The 15,737-nt window shown below is 63.3% G+C and carries 17 protein-coding genes; 9 read left to right on the plus strand and 8 right to left on the minus strand.

From position 1 onward, the window contains the following. The first annotated feature begins 744 nt into the window (after window positions 1–744). Window positions 745–2,421, plus strand: a complete 1,677-nt coding sequence (gene rpoD / locus AC1P6P_RS15885) for an RNA polymerase sigma factor RpoD (RefSeq protein WP_481403421.1) — start codon at window positions 745–747, stop codon at window positions 2,419–2,421. Between the two features lie 117 nt (window positions 2,422–2,538). Next, window positions 2,539–2,922 carry a DUF6481 family protein gene (locus AC1P6P_RS15890; protein ID WP_481403422.1) on the plus strand — a complete coding sequence of 128 codons (384 nt, stop codon included), beginning with the start codon at window positions 2,539–2,541 and terminating at the stop codon, window positions 2,920–2,922. Window positions 2,923–2,941: 19 nt separating this feature from the next. On the opposite strand, the gene AC1P6P_RS15895 is transcribed toward AC1P6P_RS15890, so the two are convergent. Together AC1P6P_RS15895 and AC1P6P_RS15900 are read right to left on the minus strand one after the other, a co-directional pair. Beyond that, complete coding sequence (locus AC1P6P_RS15895) at window positions 2,942–3,478, minus strand: hypothetical protein (protein ID WP_481403423.1); 537 nt, start codon at window positions 3,476–3,478, stop codon at window positions 2,942–2,944. A gap of 35 nt (window positions 3,479–3,513) precedes the next feature. Further along, window positions 3,514–4,131 carry an HD domain-containing protein gene (locus AC1P6P_RS15900; protein WP_481403424.1) on the minus strand — a complete coding sequence of 206 codons (618 nt, stop codon included), beginning with the start codon at window positions 4,129–4,131 and terminating at the stop codon, window positions 3,514–3,516. 155 nt (window positions 4,132–4,286) lie between these two features. On the opposite strand from AC1P6P_RS15900, the gene AC1P6P_RS15905 reads away from it, so the two are divergent. After that, window positions 4,287–4,661 carry a hypothetical protein gene (locus AC1P6P_RS15905; protein WP_481403425.1) on the plus strand — a complete coding sequence of 125 codons (375 nt, stop codon included), beginning with the start codon at window positions 4,287–4,289 and terminating at the stop codon, window positions 4,659–4,661. Window positions 4,662–4,693: 32 nt separating this feature from the next. Here AC1P6P_RS15905 and AC1P6P_RS15910 read toward each other — a convergent pair whose 3' ends face one another. From AC1P6P_RS15910 to AC1P6P_RS15920, 3 genes are all read right to left on the minus strand, one after another. After that, window positions 4,694–5,653, minus strand: a complete 960-nt coding sequence (locus AC1P6P_RS15910) for a hypothetical protein (protein WP_481403426.1) — start codon at window positions 5,651–5,653, stop codon at window positions 4,694–4,696. Then, window positions 5,640–7,274 carry an AMP-binding protein gene (locus AC1P6P_RS15915; protein ID WP_481403427.1) on the minus strand — a complete coding sequence of 545 codons (1,635 nt, stop codon included), beginning with the start codon at window positions 7,272–7,274 and terminating at the stop codon, window positions 5,640–5,642. The genes AC1P6P_RS15910 and AC1P6P_RS15915 overlap by 14 nt, the downstream gene beginning before the upstream one ends. Before the next feature lie 183 nt (window positions 7,275–7,457). Further along, window positions 7,458–8,105 (minus strand): peptidylprolyl isomerase, encoded by a 648-nt coding sequence (locus AC1P6P_RS15920; protein WP_481403428.1) that lies wholly within the window; start codon window positions 8,103–8,105, stop codon window positions 7,458–7,460. A 189-nt stretch (window positions 8,106–8,294) separates the two neighbouring features. On the opposite strand from AC1P6P_RS15920, the gene AC1P6P_RS15925 reads away from it, so the two are divergent. Continuing rightward, entirely contained in the window at window positions 8,295–8,549 is a 255-nt protein-coding gene (locus AC1P6P_RS15925) for a hypothetical protein (protein WP_481403429.1), read from the plus strand. A gap of 66 nt (window positions 8,550–8,615) precedes the next feature. Continuing rightward, a complete protein-coding gene (gene trhA / locus AC1P6P_RS15930) occupies window positions 8,616–9,269 on the plus strand; it encodes a PAQR family membrane homeostasis protein TrhA (RefSeq protein WP_481403430.1) in 654 nt (217 codons plus the stop codon). A gap of 4 nt (window positions 9,270–9,273) precedes the next feature. Here trhA and gloB read toward each other — a convergent pair whose 3' ends face one another. Beyond that, window positions 9,274–10,026 (minus strand): hydroxyacylglutathione hydrolase, encoded by a 753-nt coding sequence (gene gloB, locus AC1P6P_RS15935; RefSeq protein WP_481403431.1) that lies wholly within the window; start codon window positions 10,024–10,026, stop codon window positions 9,274–9,276. Window positions 10,027–10,110: 84 nt separating this feature from the next. Here gloB and AC1P6P_RS15940 point away from each other — a divergent pair, with 84 nt between their 5' ends. Together AC1P6P_RS15940 and AC1P6P_RS15945 are read left to right on the plus strand one after the other, a co-directional pair. After that, the gene (locus AC1P6P_RS15940) at window positions 10,111–10,830 is read left to right on the plus strand and encodes a methyltransferase domain-containing protein (RefSeq protein WP_481403432.1); all 720 of its coding nucleotides are present in this window, start codon (window positions 10,111–10,113) and stop codon (window positions 10,828–10,830) included. 246 nt (window positions 10,831–11,076) lie between these two features. After that, entirely contained in the window at window positions 11,077–11,334 is a 258-nt protein-coding gene (locus tag AC1P6P_RS15945) for a hypothetical protein (RefSeq protein ID WP_481403433.1), read from the plus strand. A 292-nt stretch (window positions 11,335–11,626) separates the two neighbouring features. Here the strand turns inward: AC1P6P_RS15945 and metW are convergent, their stop codons facing one another. Together metW and metX are read right to left on the minus strand one after the other, a co-directional pair. After that, window positions 11,627–12,250 (minus strand): methionine biosynthesis protein MetW, encoded by a 624-nt coding sequence (gene metW, locus AC1P6P_RS15950; RefSeq protein WP_481403434.1) that lies wholly within the window; start codon window positions 12,248–12,250, stop codon window positions 11,627–11,629. Then, window positions 12,247–13,416: a homoserine O-acetyltransferase MetX gene (gene metX / locus AC1P6P_RS15955; protein ID WP_481403435.1), complete on the minus strand. Its 1,170-nt coding sequence runs from the start codon at window positions 13,414–13,416 to the stop codon at window positions 12,247–12,249. Before metX ends, metW begins: the two co-directional genes overlap by 4 nt. A 154-nt stretch (window positions 13,417–13,570) precedes the next feature. On the opposite strand from metX, the gene hisC reads away from it, so the two are divergent. After that, a complete protein-coding gene (gene hisC / locus AC1P6P_RS15960; protein WP_481403436.1) occupies window positions 13,571–14,656 on the plus strand; it encodes a histidinol-phosphate transaminase in 1,086 nt (361 codons plus the stop codon). Then, complete coding sequence (locus AC1P6P_RS15965; protein ID WP_481403437.1) at window positions 14,653–15,573, plus strand: prephenate/arogenate dehydrogenase family protein; 921 nt, start codon at window positions 14,653–14,655, stop codon at window positions 15,571–15,573. The genes hisC and AC1P6P_RS15965 overlap by 4 nt, the downstream gene beginning before the upstream one ends. Window positions 15,574–15,737: the final 164 nt, after the last annotated feature.

The raw sequence follows: 15,737 nt of genomic DNA on the forward strand, positions 1-15,737 counted from the left end.
GAACAACTATCGCAAACTGCTGGTCAGTTTCGAGAAGACTGAGGCTAGCTACTTGGCGCTACTCTACACAGCCGCCGCGTTAACCGCATGGAGACAAACTATCTCTATATGCGGATAGGCTCTTAGCTACGACGACTTCCTACCATTATATGGAAATTCTTCGACATTCCACGGCATTCCTTCACCGCCGTTCGCGACTTATTTTGATCCGGCACCGGGATCCGTTCCCCGTGGGCTCGCCTTTTGCACTTTTTTTGCAGCACGCCCTTCCACGTTCTTCCTCTCAAGATTATGAGATCGCGCGTAGATACGCGCAACCCCATAATCTCTGCGTCGTTTCGCAACACTCTGGCGTCTAAGAAGATAGAAGATCGCAGGGAGCGGCCGGCGGAGATCGGAGCAGCCGGAGCCCGATTGGAATGAGCTGACGCGGAGAGGCAGGAGCTGTTTTTTGCTGGAGCTGCCACGGTGCAACATGTTATTCTGGTGATCTCTGTGAGGATGCGCGCCCTTTCGCCCCACCTATGAGCTGCGGCTCGCGGGCCAACCAGGTCTGGAACCTGAAGCGCTTGTCATCCTGCTCCGAGCTACCTGAACAAACCCCTATCCGCGGGTAACCGCAGGTTTGCGCTTGTGTGCCGATAAATCTCTTGCAAGAGCTCGGCCAACACACCCGCAAACATCGCACCGCCGTGCAGTCCGGTGCTGAAACTGACTGCGCAGAAGAGCAGGGATATTTTGGCAATGGACGACAAGTACGAACACGAGATCGAAGGCCTGATCGAGGTCGGCAAGGAGAAGGGCTATCTCACCTACGGCGATGTGAATGACATGATGCCGGAAGAGATGACCTCGGCCGACGATCTGGACGATCTGATTACCACGATCGGCACCCAGGGCATCGATCTGCTGGATGGACCCAAGTTCGGCGGCGACAAAGACTTCGACATGGAAGAGGGCGAGGACGTCGAGCTGGATCTGACGCCCGGCACCCTTGAGAAGACCAATGACCCGGTCCGCATGTATCTGCGCGAGATGGGCACCGTGCCGCTGCTCACCCGTGAAGGCGAAGTCGAGATTGCCAAGCGCATTGAGCGCGGCCAGCTGCGAGTGATGAAGGCCATCAGCCGCTCGCCGATCGTCATCCGCGAGATCATCGCCCTCGGCGAAGATCTGCGCCGCGGAGTGCGCAACGTCAAGGAAGTGGTGGTCTTCGACGAAGAAGAGCTCACCGAGGATGTGGTGCAGGCGCGCGTGAAGTCCACCGTCACCCGCATCGACCAGCTCATCAAGCACCAGAAGAAGATTGCCGGATTTGAGGAGAAGGTTGTTCCCCTGCCGGCCAACGCCCCCAAGGCCAAGATCAAGGAAGTGCGCCGGAACCGCTGGCTGATCGCCCGCGAAAAGGTCCTGGTCTCGCGCGTGGTGCGGGAGCTGAAGTACACGCCCATGGAGCGCAAACGGCTGCTCGACAAGGTCAACAAGACCGTCGACAACATGCGCACCCTGGAACGCCAGATCCGCTCGCTCGACCAGAAATTTGACGCCTCCAAGAGCGAGGAGCTCAAGAAGGAATACCGCCGCCAGCAGAAGAACTGCAAGATGGACCTCGAGAAGATCGAGGGCGATGCCGGGGTCTCCATTGCCGAGCTCAAGCGCACCCAGCGCGAGATGATCCAGGGCGACATGGACGCCGAGCAGGCCAAGCGCGAGCTGATCGAGGCGAACCTCCGCCTCGTCGTCTCCATCGCCAAAAAGTACACCAACCGCGGCCTGCAGTTCCTCGACCTCATTCAGGAAGGCAACATCGGCTTGATGAAGGCGGTCGATAAATTCGAATACCGCCGCGGCTACAAATTCTCGACCTACGCCACCTGGTGGATTCGCCAGGCCATCACGCGCTCCATCGCCGATCAGGCGCGCACCATCCGCATCCCGGTGCGCATGATCGAGACGATCAACAAGCTGGTCCGCACCAGCCGCCAGATGCTGCACGAAATCGGCCGCGAGCCGACGCCGGAAGAGCTGGCAGAACGTCTCGCCATGCCGCTCGAAAAGGTCCGCAAGGTCCTGAAGATCGCCAAGGAACCGATTTCCCTCGAAACGCCGATCGGCGACGAGGAGGATTCGCATCTCGGCGACTTCATCGAGGACAAGAACGCGGTGCTGCCGATCGACGCGGCAATCCAGGCCAATTTGCGCGAAACCACGACGCGGGTGCTGGCAACATTGACCCCGCGCGAGGAACGCGTATTGCGCATGCGCTTCGGCATCGGCATGAACACCGACCATACCCTCGAAGAGGTGGGTCAGCAGTTCAGCGTCACCCGCGAACGTATCCGCCAGATCGAGGCCAAGGCGCTGCGCAAGCTCAAGCACCCGTCGCGGAGTCGCAAGCTGCGCTCGTTCTTGGATAACTGAAGACTGCCTGAACCACTTCCCCAGGTGGGGAGGTCCAATTCGCGTCCGCGAATTGGGGTGGGGGCCGCCCGGCGGCCTCGCCCGACAACCGACGAAGAAAAGGTACCCTACGACCCGATGCCTGCGTTCAATCCCAATAATTTTGCCGACCGCCTGAAAGACCGTAACGCCGCCCGCCAAGCCGAACTCGAACGCGCCAGGAAGCGCGCCGAGGCGATGAAGGAGGGCGCGGGCGCCCGCGCCGAAGAGCGCGCCCGCATCGCCAAGGAGCGCGACGAGCGCCGGGCGCTCAAGGAAGCCGAGAAGAAGGCCGAAGAGGAGCGCCTCGAAGCCGAGCGCCGCGCCGCCGAGGAAGAGCGTCTGCGCCTGGAGGCGGAAGCCGCCGCCGAAGCCGAACGGCAGAAGCACGAGGAAATGGCGAAGTACGCCGAACTCCTCGCCGCCCAGAAGGCCGCCCGCGACGCCCGCTACGCCGCCCGCAAGGCCCGGCAGAAGCGATAGGCGACGATTGCTTGCGCGCTCAGTGTCCGCTGTCCGGCTCGATGGCGAAGAACCACGGGTCCTCGCCGATCGGCTTGCAATCCTTGACGCATTCCATGCCGAGCACGCTGCCGCCGTTGGTCGGCAGCAGCAGGTAGATCTGCTTCTTGGCGCCGGTGGACGTGTCGATGCGAAGCCGCAAGATGGTGGAGCCGTCGATCACCGGACTATTGGCGATGGTGTGCAGGTCGGCGCGCAGGGCGGCCGCCTCCGCCCCGCTGAGTGGCGCATTGACGAACGCGGTGTAATGGATCGTCGGACTGATCTGGTCGGGATGTTCGGGGTTCGCCGCGTTGAGATAGAAGCGGCCTTCCTTGAAGACCAACGCGAAGCCCGACTTGGCCTTGATCGCTTGGCCGGCCTTGGTGCAGACAAGATCGAAATACTGGTCAAACGGTGACGGCAGGGCGCGGACCGCCGTCGTCGGCAACACGTCGCAAGGCAGGTTGAGAATGTCCTCGCCCAGCGCTGGCACCGTCACGGCCACCAGCGCGGCAAACATCGTGGCGTGCTTCATCTCATCCCCCCCTGTGTTGCCTGTACCATAGCGCGTTATGGCGCCGGTTTCATCCAGCCGCATTTGACGGCGTCTTCGAACACCGCATTGGCGGCGGCCCACAGCGTCGGCGAGCCCTTTTCAATTTTGTTGGTTAGGGCGCGCTCGCGGCTGATGTCGACATCGTAAGTGATCCAGCTGCCGCCGCCGACGGCATGGTTGAGCAGGATCGGTTGCAGCCGGTCGAGTGCCTTGGCGAACTTTGCATCGGCGGTCGACGCCACTTCGAATTCTTCCCAGACGGCGCGTAAATCGCGGCGCTGGTCTTCCGGCAAGAGCCCGAACACGATGTCGGCGGCGGCCTGCTCGCGTTCGTCTTGAGTGTCGGCATTGGCGGCGAAGATGGGGGTATCGCCGCATTCGATCTCGATCAGATCGTGCAGCACCAGCATCATCACCACGCGGGCGATATCGACCGGCTCGATCGCATATTCCTGCAGCACCAGCGCAAACAGGGTGAGGTGCCAGGAATGCTCGGCCGAGTTCTCCTGGCGGTCGCCGCGCGTGATGCGGCAGGCGCGGGTGACCTCTTTCAGCCGGTCGGCGGCGATCAGAAAAGACAGTTGCGCCTGCAGCCGGCCATCCAGCCGGGTAAGCCAAGCCTCGGATTTCATGGAACGACTCCGTGTGTTTGGCGGTCGTTCCTACGCGGTTCGGGCGCGCTCCGCCAGCCGCGAAAGGCTCGCAGCGGGACAAACTTTGCGACCAGCCTAGCGCAAGCCCGCGACATTGTTCGCCTAACGTTCCATCTCATACGAAGGAGGAGCCCATGGAAATCACCGCGTCCGACATGCTGGTGTGGTCCGACACCGAGCTGCTCGAAACCTACCGCAAATCGCGCCGCCTCTACGCCGAACGGAAATTTGCCCGGGACACCGAGCGCGGCCGCGTCGCCTGGCAAGGCGCCAGATTTTTCATCACCGCCAAAGGCGGTGTCACCGAACGCCAGATGGCGCTCGAGGCGTCCGAAGACCTCGCCAAGCGCAACCAGCAAGTTCGCGAACTGACCCTCGAACTCGATCTGCTGAAAGCCGATGTCGATGCCCTCGAGATGGCACTGCGGAACCGTAGCGCGAAATTGCGCGCTGTGGACCTCGGTACGGCGCTATCGCAAGACAGGCCCGCCGCATTCGGCGCCGCTTAGCATCGCGCTCGCCAAACCTGCGCCGAGACCGACTACCGGCTCGCCAGCGTTTTGGTGCGCGCGACGCTGTGAAGGCTGCGCAGAACGGCGGTGAAGCCGACCCACAAGGCGGTGCTGGCTGCCACCCCTCCAATCCATATTGTCACCACGATCATGGCCCGGATTGCCGGTGCCGGGGCGGGGATCAGTTTCAGCACCGCGTGGGCGAAACCGACGATGAAAATCCAGCTCGTCAGATAAATGAAGAACGTCGCCTGGGCGATGAGATGGGTGGCATGCGCCACGGCCGGTTTCAGGCGCACCGACGGCAGGCTGCTCGCCGCCAGCGCGCCGACGACGAGATAGCCGGCATCGCTCTTGAGGCCCCAGCCGACGGCGGCGCTGGCGATCACCACTGTCAACGCCAACCCGCGTTCGCGGTTGGCAAGAAGAAAATGCAGCGCCCAGCCGAGCAGGAAATTCCATGCGATCAGGTGCGGCAGGCGGTGCTCCATAAGATGGGTATCCCAGATCTGCTCGCACACCACATGGATCAGCAGCGCCAGAGCCAACAGGACCAGCGATGCGGTGCGGGGATTGCGAAAGAATGCCTTGGCGAACGGGGGGGTCGCGAACAACCCGGCGAGGACGAGGCAGATCGCCGCCATTTGCACGCCGTACCAGAACGGCAATTCGGTAAAGGTGTAGATGAGGCCGCTCGCCACCAACAGGCTGGTTTCGCGCACCGGCGTGGTCAGGATGACAATAGCGAGCGTGGCGGTGAACAGTTTTCCGGCGAAGCGGGTCAGGGTGAGGGTGGCGCGTTCGCCGGTTCCGTTGTCGAGGGCGAGGCGCGCAAACGCCATGCCCGACACCATCATCAGCACGCTCATGCCGCCATTCAGCCAGTTGTTGCGGGTCAGCATGTCGACGGCATGATTGAAGGCGACGAGCAGGATCGCCACCGCCCGGAGAAAGATGTCGATTCGCACCGCCCGCTTAAAGGATGCCATCGCGCAGGCGCTCCAGTTCCTCGATCGAGCGGTGTTCCCAGGCCGGCGGCAGCTCCCCGAGGAAGTCCTCCAGCGCCAGGGAAACCTGCACGAAGCGCATCGAATCGCCATTCAAGCTGGAAAAGCTGTCGCGCGCCGTCGCCGGACCGACGAGCTGGTGAAAAATATCGGCGACGCTTTGCCAGCGCGGCGGCGCCAGTCCGAGGATGGTCGCCGCCTCGCGTCCGACGTGACGGGCGAAATTCCACGACAGAATGCGGGTTGGCAGCGCCGTCGGCTTGGCGAGGATCGCCGGGTAATCGGGCTTGCCGGTAGCGAGGCGGGCGATGCCGTGCCGTACGCGGATGGCAAAGGGCGGGATGTCGAAGGTGGCGGCCAGCGCCGGCGCCGGGTCATCGCCGTCGTCATCGAGCGCCACGACTATTTCCGCGTCATTGCCCGCAACGGCGGCGGTGCGTCCGGCGGCGCGTAACTGCGCCTCGACCTCGTCGAGATTGAGCCGCTTGCCGAACAACTTCACGAACCGCGCCGCCCGCCCGACGATGGTGAACAGGCCGGCTTCGTTACGAATCGCGATGTCGCCGGTGAAGAGCGCTTCAGGGCTGTCGTCGCGGCCGAGATCGGCGGGCGCGAGGGCATAGCCCATCATCACATTGGGTCCGCGATAGACAATCTCGCCCGGCTGCCCCGGCTGATGCACTTGCTCTCCGATCTCGTCGTGCAGCGAGAGGGCGCCGCCGGGAATGGCAATGCCGATCGCGTCGGGATGCTGCTCGGCCAATTCGGGCGGCAGATAGGCCATCCGCGGCGCGGCTTCGGTCTGGCCATACATGACGTAGAACCGGCCACCGGCTGCGGCTGCTTCGCGGGCGAAGCGGCGCACCAGGGCGGGCGCCAGCCGCCCCCCCGCCTGGGTGGCATAGCGAAAGCTGGGATAGTCGCCAAGCGCGACCTCCATCCGCGCCAGAGTTTCAAAGGTGTAGGGCACGCCGGCAAAGCTGGTCGCTGCGAGCGTGCGAAAGGTTTGCCAGAACGCGGCGTCGCTGACCGCGGCGTGGTTGAGGACAAGGCTGGCGCCGCTGAGCCAATGGGAATGAACGACCGACAGGCCGTAGGAATAGTGCGGCTTCAATAGCGTGATCGCCCGTTCCGACGGCGTCAGGGCAAGATAGCTCGCGATCGCCCGCGCATTGGCATCAAGATTGCGCCGCGACAGCTTGACCAGCTTGGCCGAACCGGTCGAGCCCGAGGTCGAGAGCAGCACAGTCAGATCGGGATGGAGTGCATGTGCCTCGCGGCTCAGCCAGCGGGTTTCGCGGCCGGCCAGAAGGTTGGGGCGGTAGGCGGCGACGAGCGGGGCGATCCGGTCGCGGTCCTCCTCGCCGAACAACATCACCGGATGGCGGCCAATGAGACAGCCGAGGTAGGCCGTGAGCGCCACCCTCGTATTGTCGATGGCGAGAAAGACGAGGCGCCGTTCGGGGCCGATGGTTTCGGCAAACGCCTCCGCATCGCGCACCAAAGCGCGGTAGGAGACCACCGCACCGGTCGCGTCAACAAGCGCGGGCGCCTCACCGAAATCGGCAAGCGACTCCCAAAACGGATTGTCTGCAATCCCCAAGAATGCCTACATCGCAATACCGGCCCGGGATGTCCCAGATCCACCACCGTGCAAGTTAAGTTACGGCGGCCGGTCTTGTCGATAAAAAGTACATATAATCCCGCAAGGACAAGCATCTCGTGTGCTTGTCAGCAGCGCTTACAAAATGCTTCCGCTGCGCCGGACGTGGGTTTGCCGTGGCCGTTACTGCGGCGTTGCCGGCGCGTCGGTGGCGGCCGGTGCTGCAGCGGCAGGCGGTTCGGCGGGCGCCACCGCCACCTCGACGATGGTAACCTTCTTGATCACGATCGTCTTCTGCGGATAGGCGGTGGGGAACGAGCCTTTCATGCCGCCGAGCGGCACCAGCGCAATGGCGTCGATCACCTCCATGCCGCTCACCACCCGGCCGAACACGGCGAAGCCGGTGGTGTTGGGGGCATCGCCCGGCTTCGGATCGAGCGCGGCAGCGTTGGTGTCGGCGAGGTTGAAGAAGAACTCGGCCTTGGCGCTGTTGGTCGGCTTGGTCTCGCGCGCCATGGCGATGGTGCCGCGCTTGTTGGAGAGGCCGCCGGCGGTTTCGAGCGGGATCGGGGCACCCACCGCCCGCCACTTGAAATCGGCGCCGAACGAACCGCTCTGGACCACAAAACCGGGCACGATGCGATAGATCACGGTATTGTTGAAAAGCCCCTGGCGGGCATAGCGAATGAAGTTGGCGACCGTTTTCGGCGCCTTATCCTTGTCGAGCGCGATCACGACCGTGCCCATACTGGTTTCGATGCGGGCCTGCGGCTGGGCCGGCGCGGCGACAGCGAAGACGGCGGCGGCGACGAGAAGGTGGAGAAGGCGCATGTCGGGTCCCCCGGAAATGGCGCACCTGTTTTACCATGCCGGGCGGCGCGGCCAAGTGTTCGGACGTGCTGCTGTACGGCCCTGGGGGTGAATTTGGTCGCGGTCCGCCGGCGGATGGCTTGACGGCGGGCCGGCGAAGGATTTGATAGATCGGCCGCGCCGCCGGCCCATTTCAAAAGGTCCAGATACGTGAAACTTCCGAAGCAAGATCAGTTCGCCTACAAATATCCGTCCGAGGACGAGCCGTATGTCCGCCGGCTCGGGTCGGCGCTGCTGGTGCATTGGGCCGAGATTCCGGAAGAGTTGCGCGCCAAACTCCTGGCCGAAGCGGCGACCGTCTGGGACCGCGAGTTCCACATTCCGCAGATCACCAAGAAGCTCGACAATTTCATCAAGCGGCGCCCGGTTCCGCCACGCCCCGAGCAACCTGCTGCCCAAAAATAGTACGGGTGCGACTTGTTTTTTCACGCTAGCGTGGAATAGTCGACGGGTATCGGGAGTACGGTTTCGATGAATAAAGCGGTCGAACGGGTCCATCGTCTTTACAATCAGCACGAGCAGCTTGCCGACAATATCGTGCACGTCGTGGGCATCCTGTTCGCCATCAATGCGTCGCTGTGGCTGCTCTGGCATGTCACCGGCATGAGCGTGGTGCTGTCGGTTTCGATCTACTGCATCGGCCTGATGGCGATGATCGGCTGCTCGGCGGCCTACAATATGATGCCGCATTCGCGCCCGTCGAAGAAAATCCTCAGACGGCTCGATCACGCCGCCATCTTCATCATGATCGCGGCGACCTACACGCCGTTCGCCGTCAACCGGCTCGGCGGCACCACCGGCATCATCATCCTCAGCGTCGTCTGGTGCTGCGCCACGGTCGGCGTAGTGATGAAGCTGGTGTGGCCCCGCCGCTTCGAATGGCTTTCGCTCGGACTCTATCTCGCCATGGGCTGGGTGATCGTCACCGTGATCCAGCCGTTGTCGGTGTCGCTGGCGCACGCCGATTTCTGGCTCCTGATGGCCGGGGGCATCGTCTATTCGGCCGGCGTGATCTTCTACGTCTGGGAGCGCATCCCCTATCACCGCGCCATCTGGCACTGCTTCGTGCTCGCCGCGACGGTGCTGCAGTTCGGCTCGATCTGGGGCGAGTTCGCGCTGCGCTGAGCGTTCAGAAATTATCCTTGCGCCGGCGGATTTCGGCGAACACGGCGACATCGTCGCTCTTCGCCATGCCGATATTGGCACGGATCTCGGGCGATTGAGCCCTGAGGAACGGGTTGGTCGCTTTCTCAATCCCGATGAAGGACGGCACCGTCGGTTTGCCGGCCGCAACCAGCGCTTCCACCTCTTTGGCCCGCGTCACCAATTCGGCATTGCCGGGCTCGAGGGTCAGGGCGAAGCGGGCGTTGGCGAGGGTGTATTCGTGGCCGCAATAAAGCCGGGTTGCATCGGGCAGCCCGGCGATCTTGGTCAGGCTCGCCAGCATCATCGCGGCAGTGCCCTCGAACAGGCGGCCGCAGCCCATCACGAACATGGTATCGCCAGTGAAGACGGCATCGCCGAACACATAAGCGGCGGCGCCGCGGGTATGGGCCGGCACCTCCAGCACGGTGACGGGGATGTCGGCGAACTGCCAGCCGCCCGCTGCATCAAGGCCGGTGTCGATCGCCGGAATGCGGGTGCGGTCGGCCTCGGGACCGAGCACCTCGGCGCCGTAGGCCGCCTTCAAGTCCCGATTGCCGCCGGAATGATCCCAGTGGTGATGGGTGTTGAGGATGTGGGTCAGCCTTGCCCCGTTGAGGGCCGCCACCACCGGTGCGGCCTCGGCGGGATCGATCACTGCAGCGAGGTCACCACGCCGGATCAGATAGGCATAATTGTCGTGAAGGCAGGGTATAACGGTGATGTCGAGGTCGGCCATGCGTGGGCTCCATCCTTGAACTGTTCTTACCAGCCCCGGCGGCCACATTGAACCCGGCAGCGGATCAGCTTAAGCCTTTTGGTCATGCAGCTTGACGCGGGTGAGCTTTCCGATTTCTACGCGCAGGCTCTGGGACGGGCCGCCCGGCGGCTGATTTCCCGCCGCATCAAGGAATTCTGGCCGCATTGCCGCGGCCTCAGAGTGCTCGGGTACGGCTTTGCCCCGCCCTATCTCAAATCCTATCTCACCGAAGCCGAGCGGGTGATCGCCCTGATGCCGCCGCGGACCGGGGTGGTGGCGTGGCCCACCACGCGCCAATTGGCGGTTTTGGGCGAAGAGGACGCGTTGCCCTTCGCCGACGCCATGTTCGACCGCATACTGGTGGTGCACGGACTGGAAGGGGCGGACGCCGCCCGCGTGCTGCTGCGCCAACTTTGGCGGGTTCTCGCTCCCGAGGGGCGGATTCTGCTGGTCACGCCCAATCGCGCCAGTCTGTGGGCACAGCTCGAATCCTCTCCCTTCGCCTGCGGCCGCCCGTTCCACAAAAGCGAACTCAGCGGGCTTCTCACCGACACCTTGTTCGAGCCGATGAAATGGGATCGCGCACTCTATGTGCCGCCGTTCGCCGGACGCCGCCTGGCCGGGCTCGGCAATGGCTTCGAGCGGCTGGGGCGGCGGTTTTTTTCCGGCATCGCTGGCGTGCACCTGGTCGAGGCCTCGAAGTCGCTCTATGGCCGTGCCGCCATCAAAAAGCCGGCAAAGGCAAAATCGGTGTTGCGCCCAGCTGCAACATTGCAAAGCTGAGCTCCCTCTTCACTCGTTTGTGATTGCAGCAGTGAATGAATGCTGCAATCGCTGCAAAACCGCCATGCGCTGTGCGGGCATCACATCAACGCGATCTAAAAAAGCCTTTTAAATCAGGACTTTTCTGCAGCCGCGCAATTTTCGAACAGCAGCCCTCCCAAACATGTGAAGCTCAATGGGCTACAATAGCTCCCAGTCAACGACCACATCCGGACCACCGGACTTAATTCTCGATGGAGGAAACCCATGAAGTTCGCATTTGCCCTGATCGCGCTTTCCACGCTCGCTTTTGCCCCCGCCGCCAATGCCGCTGACGCCCGTCTGACCGACTGCGTCCACCTCGCCAAGCAGGTTTCGGCAGCGCTCGAAGCGGCCCAGCCCGGCACCTCGACCGACGCGGCCCGCGAACAGGCGTCCATCGGCCGCTCCTATTGCGGCACCCAGATGTATGCCCAGGGCGTCGCCCATTACTCCAAGGCCCTGCAGCTGCTCGGCAAGAACTGATAACGACAAAGCCGCCGCGCGCGGCGCTTGCTGCATAGCGGATATGCGAAAAGCGCCTCAGCGGAAACAAAGCGGCTAAGTCATTGGATTTACATGGGAAACAGGCGGTACCTGTTCTCGCCGCCGGGCAGCTATGACGCCGGCGGCTGTTCCCAAGACGGCGATAACGGGCGTACCCCTTGTCGCGTGACCGGCGGCAGCCCCCCAACAAAGCTGTTGCACGGCAAAGCCACTGACGGATGACAGGAGCGGCTGCCGCAACCAGCCGCTCCTTTCTGTTTTGGGGCTGTTGTCAGTGTCCGGCGCCGTGCTGATCGGCGCGCAGCACGAAGATCGCCCCTTCCGCCATCAGATTGGGTCCCCACGAGCGCGGGCTCATCGCTTTGGTGCGACCCGCCGGCGTCAAGGCCAGCGCCGTCTCGATGCCGGCACCACATTGTTCGGCAAGATCGACGAAATCGGCGATGGTGCAGAGGTGGATGTTCGGCGTGTCGTACCACTCGTTGTCGAGCGTCTTGGTGCGCGGCATGCGTCCCTTGGCCAGCAGACCGAGCCGGACGTGCCAATGACCGAAGTTCGGCAGCGAGATGACGGTCCGCCGCCCGATCCTGAGCATTTGTTCGAGCACAGCGCGCGGATTGCGGGTCGCCTGGATGGTGAGGCTGAGGATCACGACATCGAACACCTGCGACGGGTATTCGCCGAGATCGGTGTCGGCATCGCCCTGGATCACCGGCAGGCCGCGGGCGACGCAGGCATTGACCTTGTGCTGCGACAGTTCCAGGCCGCGCCCGTCGACGTGCTTGGTGGCGGCAAGGTGTTCGAGCAGGGTGCCGTCGCCGCAACCGATGTCGAGCACCCGCGCCTTGTCCGGAATCAGGTCGGCAATGGCGGCCAGGTCGGGGCGAAGGCTCATCCGGCGATCCCTTCGCTGGCGGCCACCGCATTGATGAAGCCGTGCACGGCGCCGAACATCTGCGGTTCGTTGAGCAGGAAGGCGTCGTGGCCGCGGTCGGATTCGATTTCGACGAAGCTGACGCTGGCGGCGACCGCGTTGAGGGCGTGGGCGATGCGCTTGTTCTCGAACGTCGGATACAGCCAGTCGCTGGTGAAGGAGATGATGCAGAAGCGGGTCTTGCAGCCGCGGAAGGCCTCGGCCAGCACCCCACCGTAATCGGCGGCGATGTCGAAATAATCGGTGGCGCGGGTGATGTAGAGATAGGAATTGGCGTCGAAGCGGTCGACGAACGCCGAGCCCTGGTGGTGGAGATAGGATTCCACCTGGAAATCGGGGGCAAACGCGAAGCTGATGCCGCCGGCGTTCTGCAAGGTGCGGCCGAATTTGCGCTGCAGCGCCGGCTCCGACAGATAGGTGATGTGCGCGGCCATGCGCGCCACCGCCAAGCCCTTGGAGGGCTGGGTGCCGTGGTCGTGATAGGCGCCGCCGTGCCAATCGGGATCAGCCATGATCGCCTGGCGGCCAACCTCGTGGAAAGCGATGTTCTGGGCCGAATGGCGCGCCGCGCAGGCGATCGGCATCGCCGCTACCACCCGCTCGGGATAGCTGACGGTCCATTGCAGCGCCTGCATGCCACCCATCGAGCCGCCCATGACGCAGAGGAGCTTGTCGATGCCGAGATGGTCGATCAGCATCGCCTGGGCCCGGACCATGTCGCGTATGGTGACCAGCGGAAAATCGAGACCATAAGGCTTGCCGGTCGCCGGATTGACCTCGGCGGGGCCGCTCGAACCCATGCAGCCGCCAATCACGTTCGAGGCGATGACGAAAAAGCGGTCGGTATCGATCGCCTTGCCGGGGCCGACCATGCTCTCCCACCAGCCCGGCTTGCCGGTGATGGGATGGCTGGAGGCGACGAACTGGTCGCCAGTCAGGGCATGGCAGATCAGGATGGCGTTGGAGCGGGCGGCATTCAGTGTGCCATAGGTCTTGTAAGCCAGCCGCCAGGTTGTCAGCACCCGTCCGGAATCGAGCGCCAGGGCCTTGTCGGGCCCGAATTCCACCGCTTCGCCCTTGTCGGCGTCGGGAGCGGTCAAAGGACGCAGGAAGATGGGATCGGACAACGAAACCTCACCACCGGACCCGAAACCTGAAAACGGACGCCGGACCGGCTTGCTAAGGCCAGGGGGCCCGGCTGTCAACGAAACCATTTTGGCCGGCCGGTTTTGATTTTGCGCCCCGCTCGCCGTATCAGGAAGACGAGAAGAGGAGAAACAAATGGCCTTCGCGCCCAAGTCCGGCGTGCTGGATATTGCGCCTTACGTCGGTGGACGTGCCACCGTCGAGGGGGTCGCCGCACCGGTCAAGCTGTCGTCCAACGAAGGGGCGCTGGGTCCCAGCCCCAAGGCGCTGGCCGCCTACGCCGCCGCCGCGAGCGATGTCTCGATCTATCCCGAAGGCTCGGCCGAACTCCTGCGCCACGCGGTCGGTGAAGCGTTCGGGCTCGATCCCGACCGCATCGTCTGCGGTAACGGCTCCGACGAGCTCCTCACCTTGATCGCCAACGCCTATCTCAGCCCTGGCGACGAAGTCGTGTTCAGCGAACATGCTTTCCTGGTCTACAAGATCGCCACCCTCGCCAATTCGGGCGTGCCGGTGTCGGTGCCGGAGAAAAACCGCACTGTCGATGTCGATGCCATGCTGGCCGCGATCACGCCCAGGACCCGGCTCGTCTATCTCGCCAATCCCAACAATCCGACCGGCACCTATCTGCCGTTCGATGAAGTGAGGCGCCTGCATGCCGGACTGCCGGCTGAGACGCTGCTGGTGCTCGACGCGGCCTATGCCGAGTTCGTCCAAAAAAATGATTACGACGCCGGTATCGCGCTCGCCTTGGCGCACGACAATGTCGTTATGACCCGGACCTTCTCGAAGATCTACGGCCTCGCCGGCCTGCGCATCGGCTGGGCGCTGGTGCCGCCCGCGGTCGCCGACGTGCTCAACCGCATCCGCATGCCGTTCAATGTTTCCATTCCCGCCCAGCGGGCCGGTGCCGCGGCGCTCGCCGATCACGATCATCTGACGGCAGCGGTGGCACACAATGCGCTGTGGCGCGAAAAACTGACCACCGCGATCCGCGGCCTCGGACTCGAAGTCGACGACAGCGTCTGCAATTTTCTGCTGATCCGCTTTCCGGCCGACAAGCCGGCGACGGAGGCCGACCGATACTTGAGCGAACGCGGCCTGATTTTGCGCGGCGTGGCCAGTTACGGCCTGCCACAGTGTTTGCGGCTTACCATCGGCCCGGCCGAAGCCTGCGACAAGGTTCTCACGGTACTGGCCGAATTCATGGCACGAAAATGAGCGAGATGTTTTCCAAAGTGGCGCTGTTGGGCGTCGGTCTGATCGGGTCCTCGATGGCGCACGCGATGCGGCGCGGCGGCCTTGCCGGGCACATTGCCGGTTATTCCCATCGTGTCGAAACCATCGATCTGGCGCGTACCGTCGGCTTTGCCGATGCGCTCTACACCGATGCTGCCGCGTGCGTGAAAGACGCCGATCTGGTGGTGCTGTGCACGCCGGTCGGCAGCTTCGGGGCGTTGGCCGAGGAGATCGCACCCGCTTTGAAGCCCGGCGCGATTCTTTCCGATGCCGGGTCCGTGAAGGGCGCGGTGATCCGCGATGTCGGTCCCTCGGTGCCGGAAGGCGTCCATTTCATTCCGGCCCATCCGATCGCCGGCACCGAGCAATCGGGTCCCACCGCCGGTTTTGCCGAACTGTTCGACGGGCGCTGGTGCATTCTGACGCCGCCGCCGGGCACCGATCCGAAAGCGGTCGCCAAACTGAAGGCGTTCTGGGAAGGCCTCGGCAGCAATGTCGAAGTGATGGACGCCCATCGCCACGATCTGGTGCTGGCGATCACCAGTCATGTGCCGCATTTGATCGCCTACAATATTGTCGGCACTGCCGACGATCTCGAAACCGTCACCGAGAACGAAGTCATCAAGTATTCCGCCGGCGGTTTCCGCGATTTCACCCGCATCGCCGCCTCCGACCCGACGATGTGGCGCGACGTCTTTCTCAACAACAAGGAGGCGGTGCTGGAAGTCCTGGGCCGCTTCAGCGAAGACCTGTCCGCTTTGCAGCGCGCCATCCGCTGGGGCGACGGCGAGACGCTGTTCAACCTGTTCGCCCGTACCCGCGCCATCCGCCGATCGATCATCGACGCCGGCCAGGACACCGCCTCGCCGAACTTCGGGCGCGGCGAAAAAAAACAATGATTTTGTTTTAGGGGTCGTTTTTGACAGACTCCGGGCGACGATTGGTTGGGGTTTTTTGAAAACGAGGCCTAACGAAAACGGCCCGGGGATGAGCCGGACCGTTTGCACCTCGTCGTATTTAGAATAAATGGTGAATTTTAATTAATCTTTAAAGAGGGTTTTGG

The sequence above is a fragment of the Rhizomicrobium sp. genome (genome assembly GCF_056722145.1).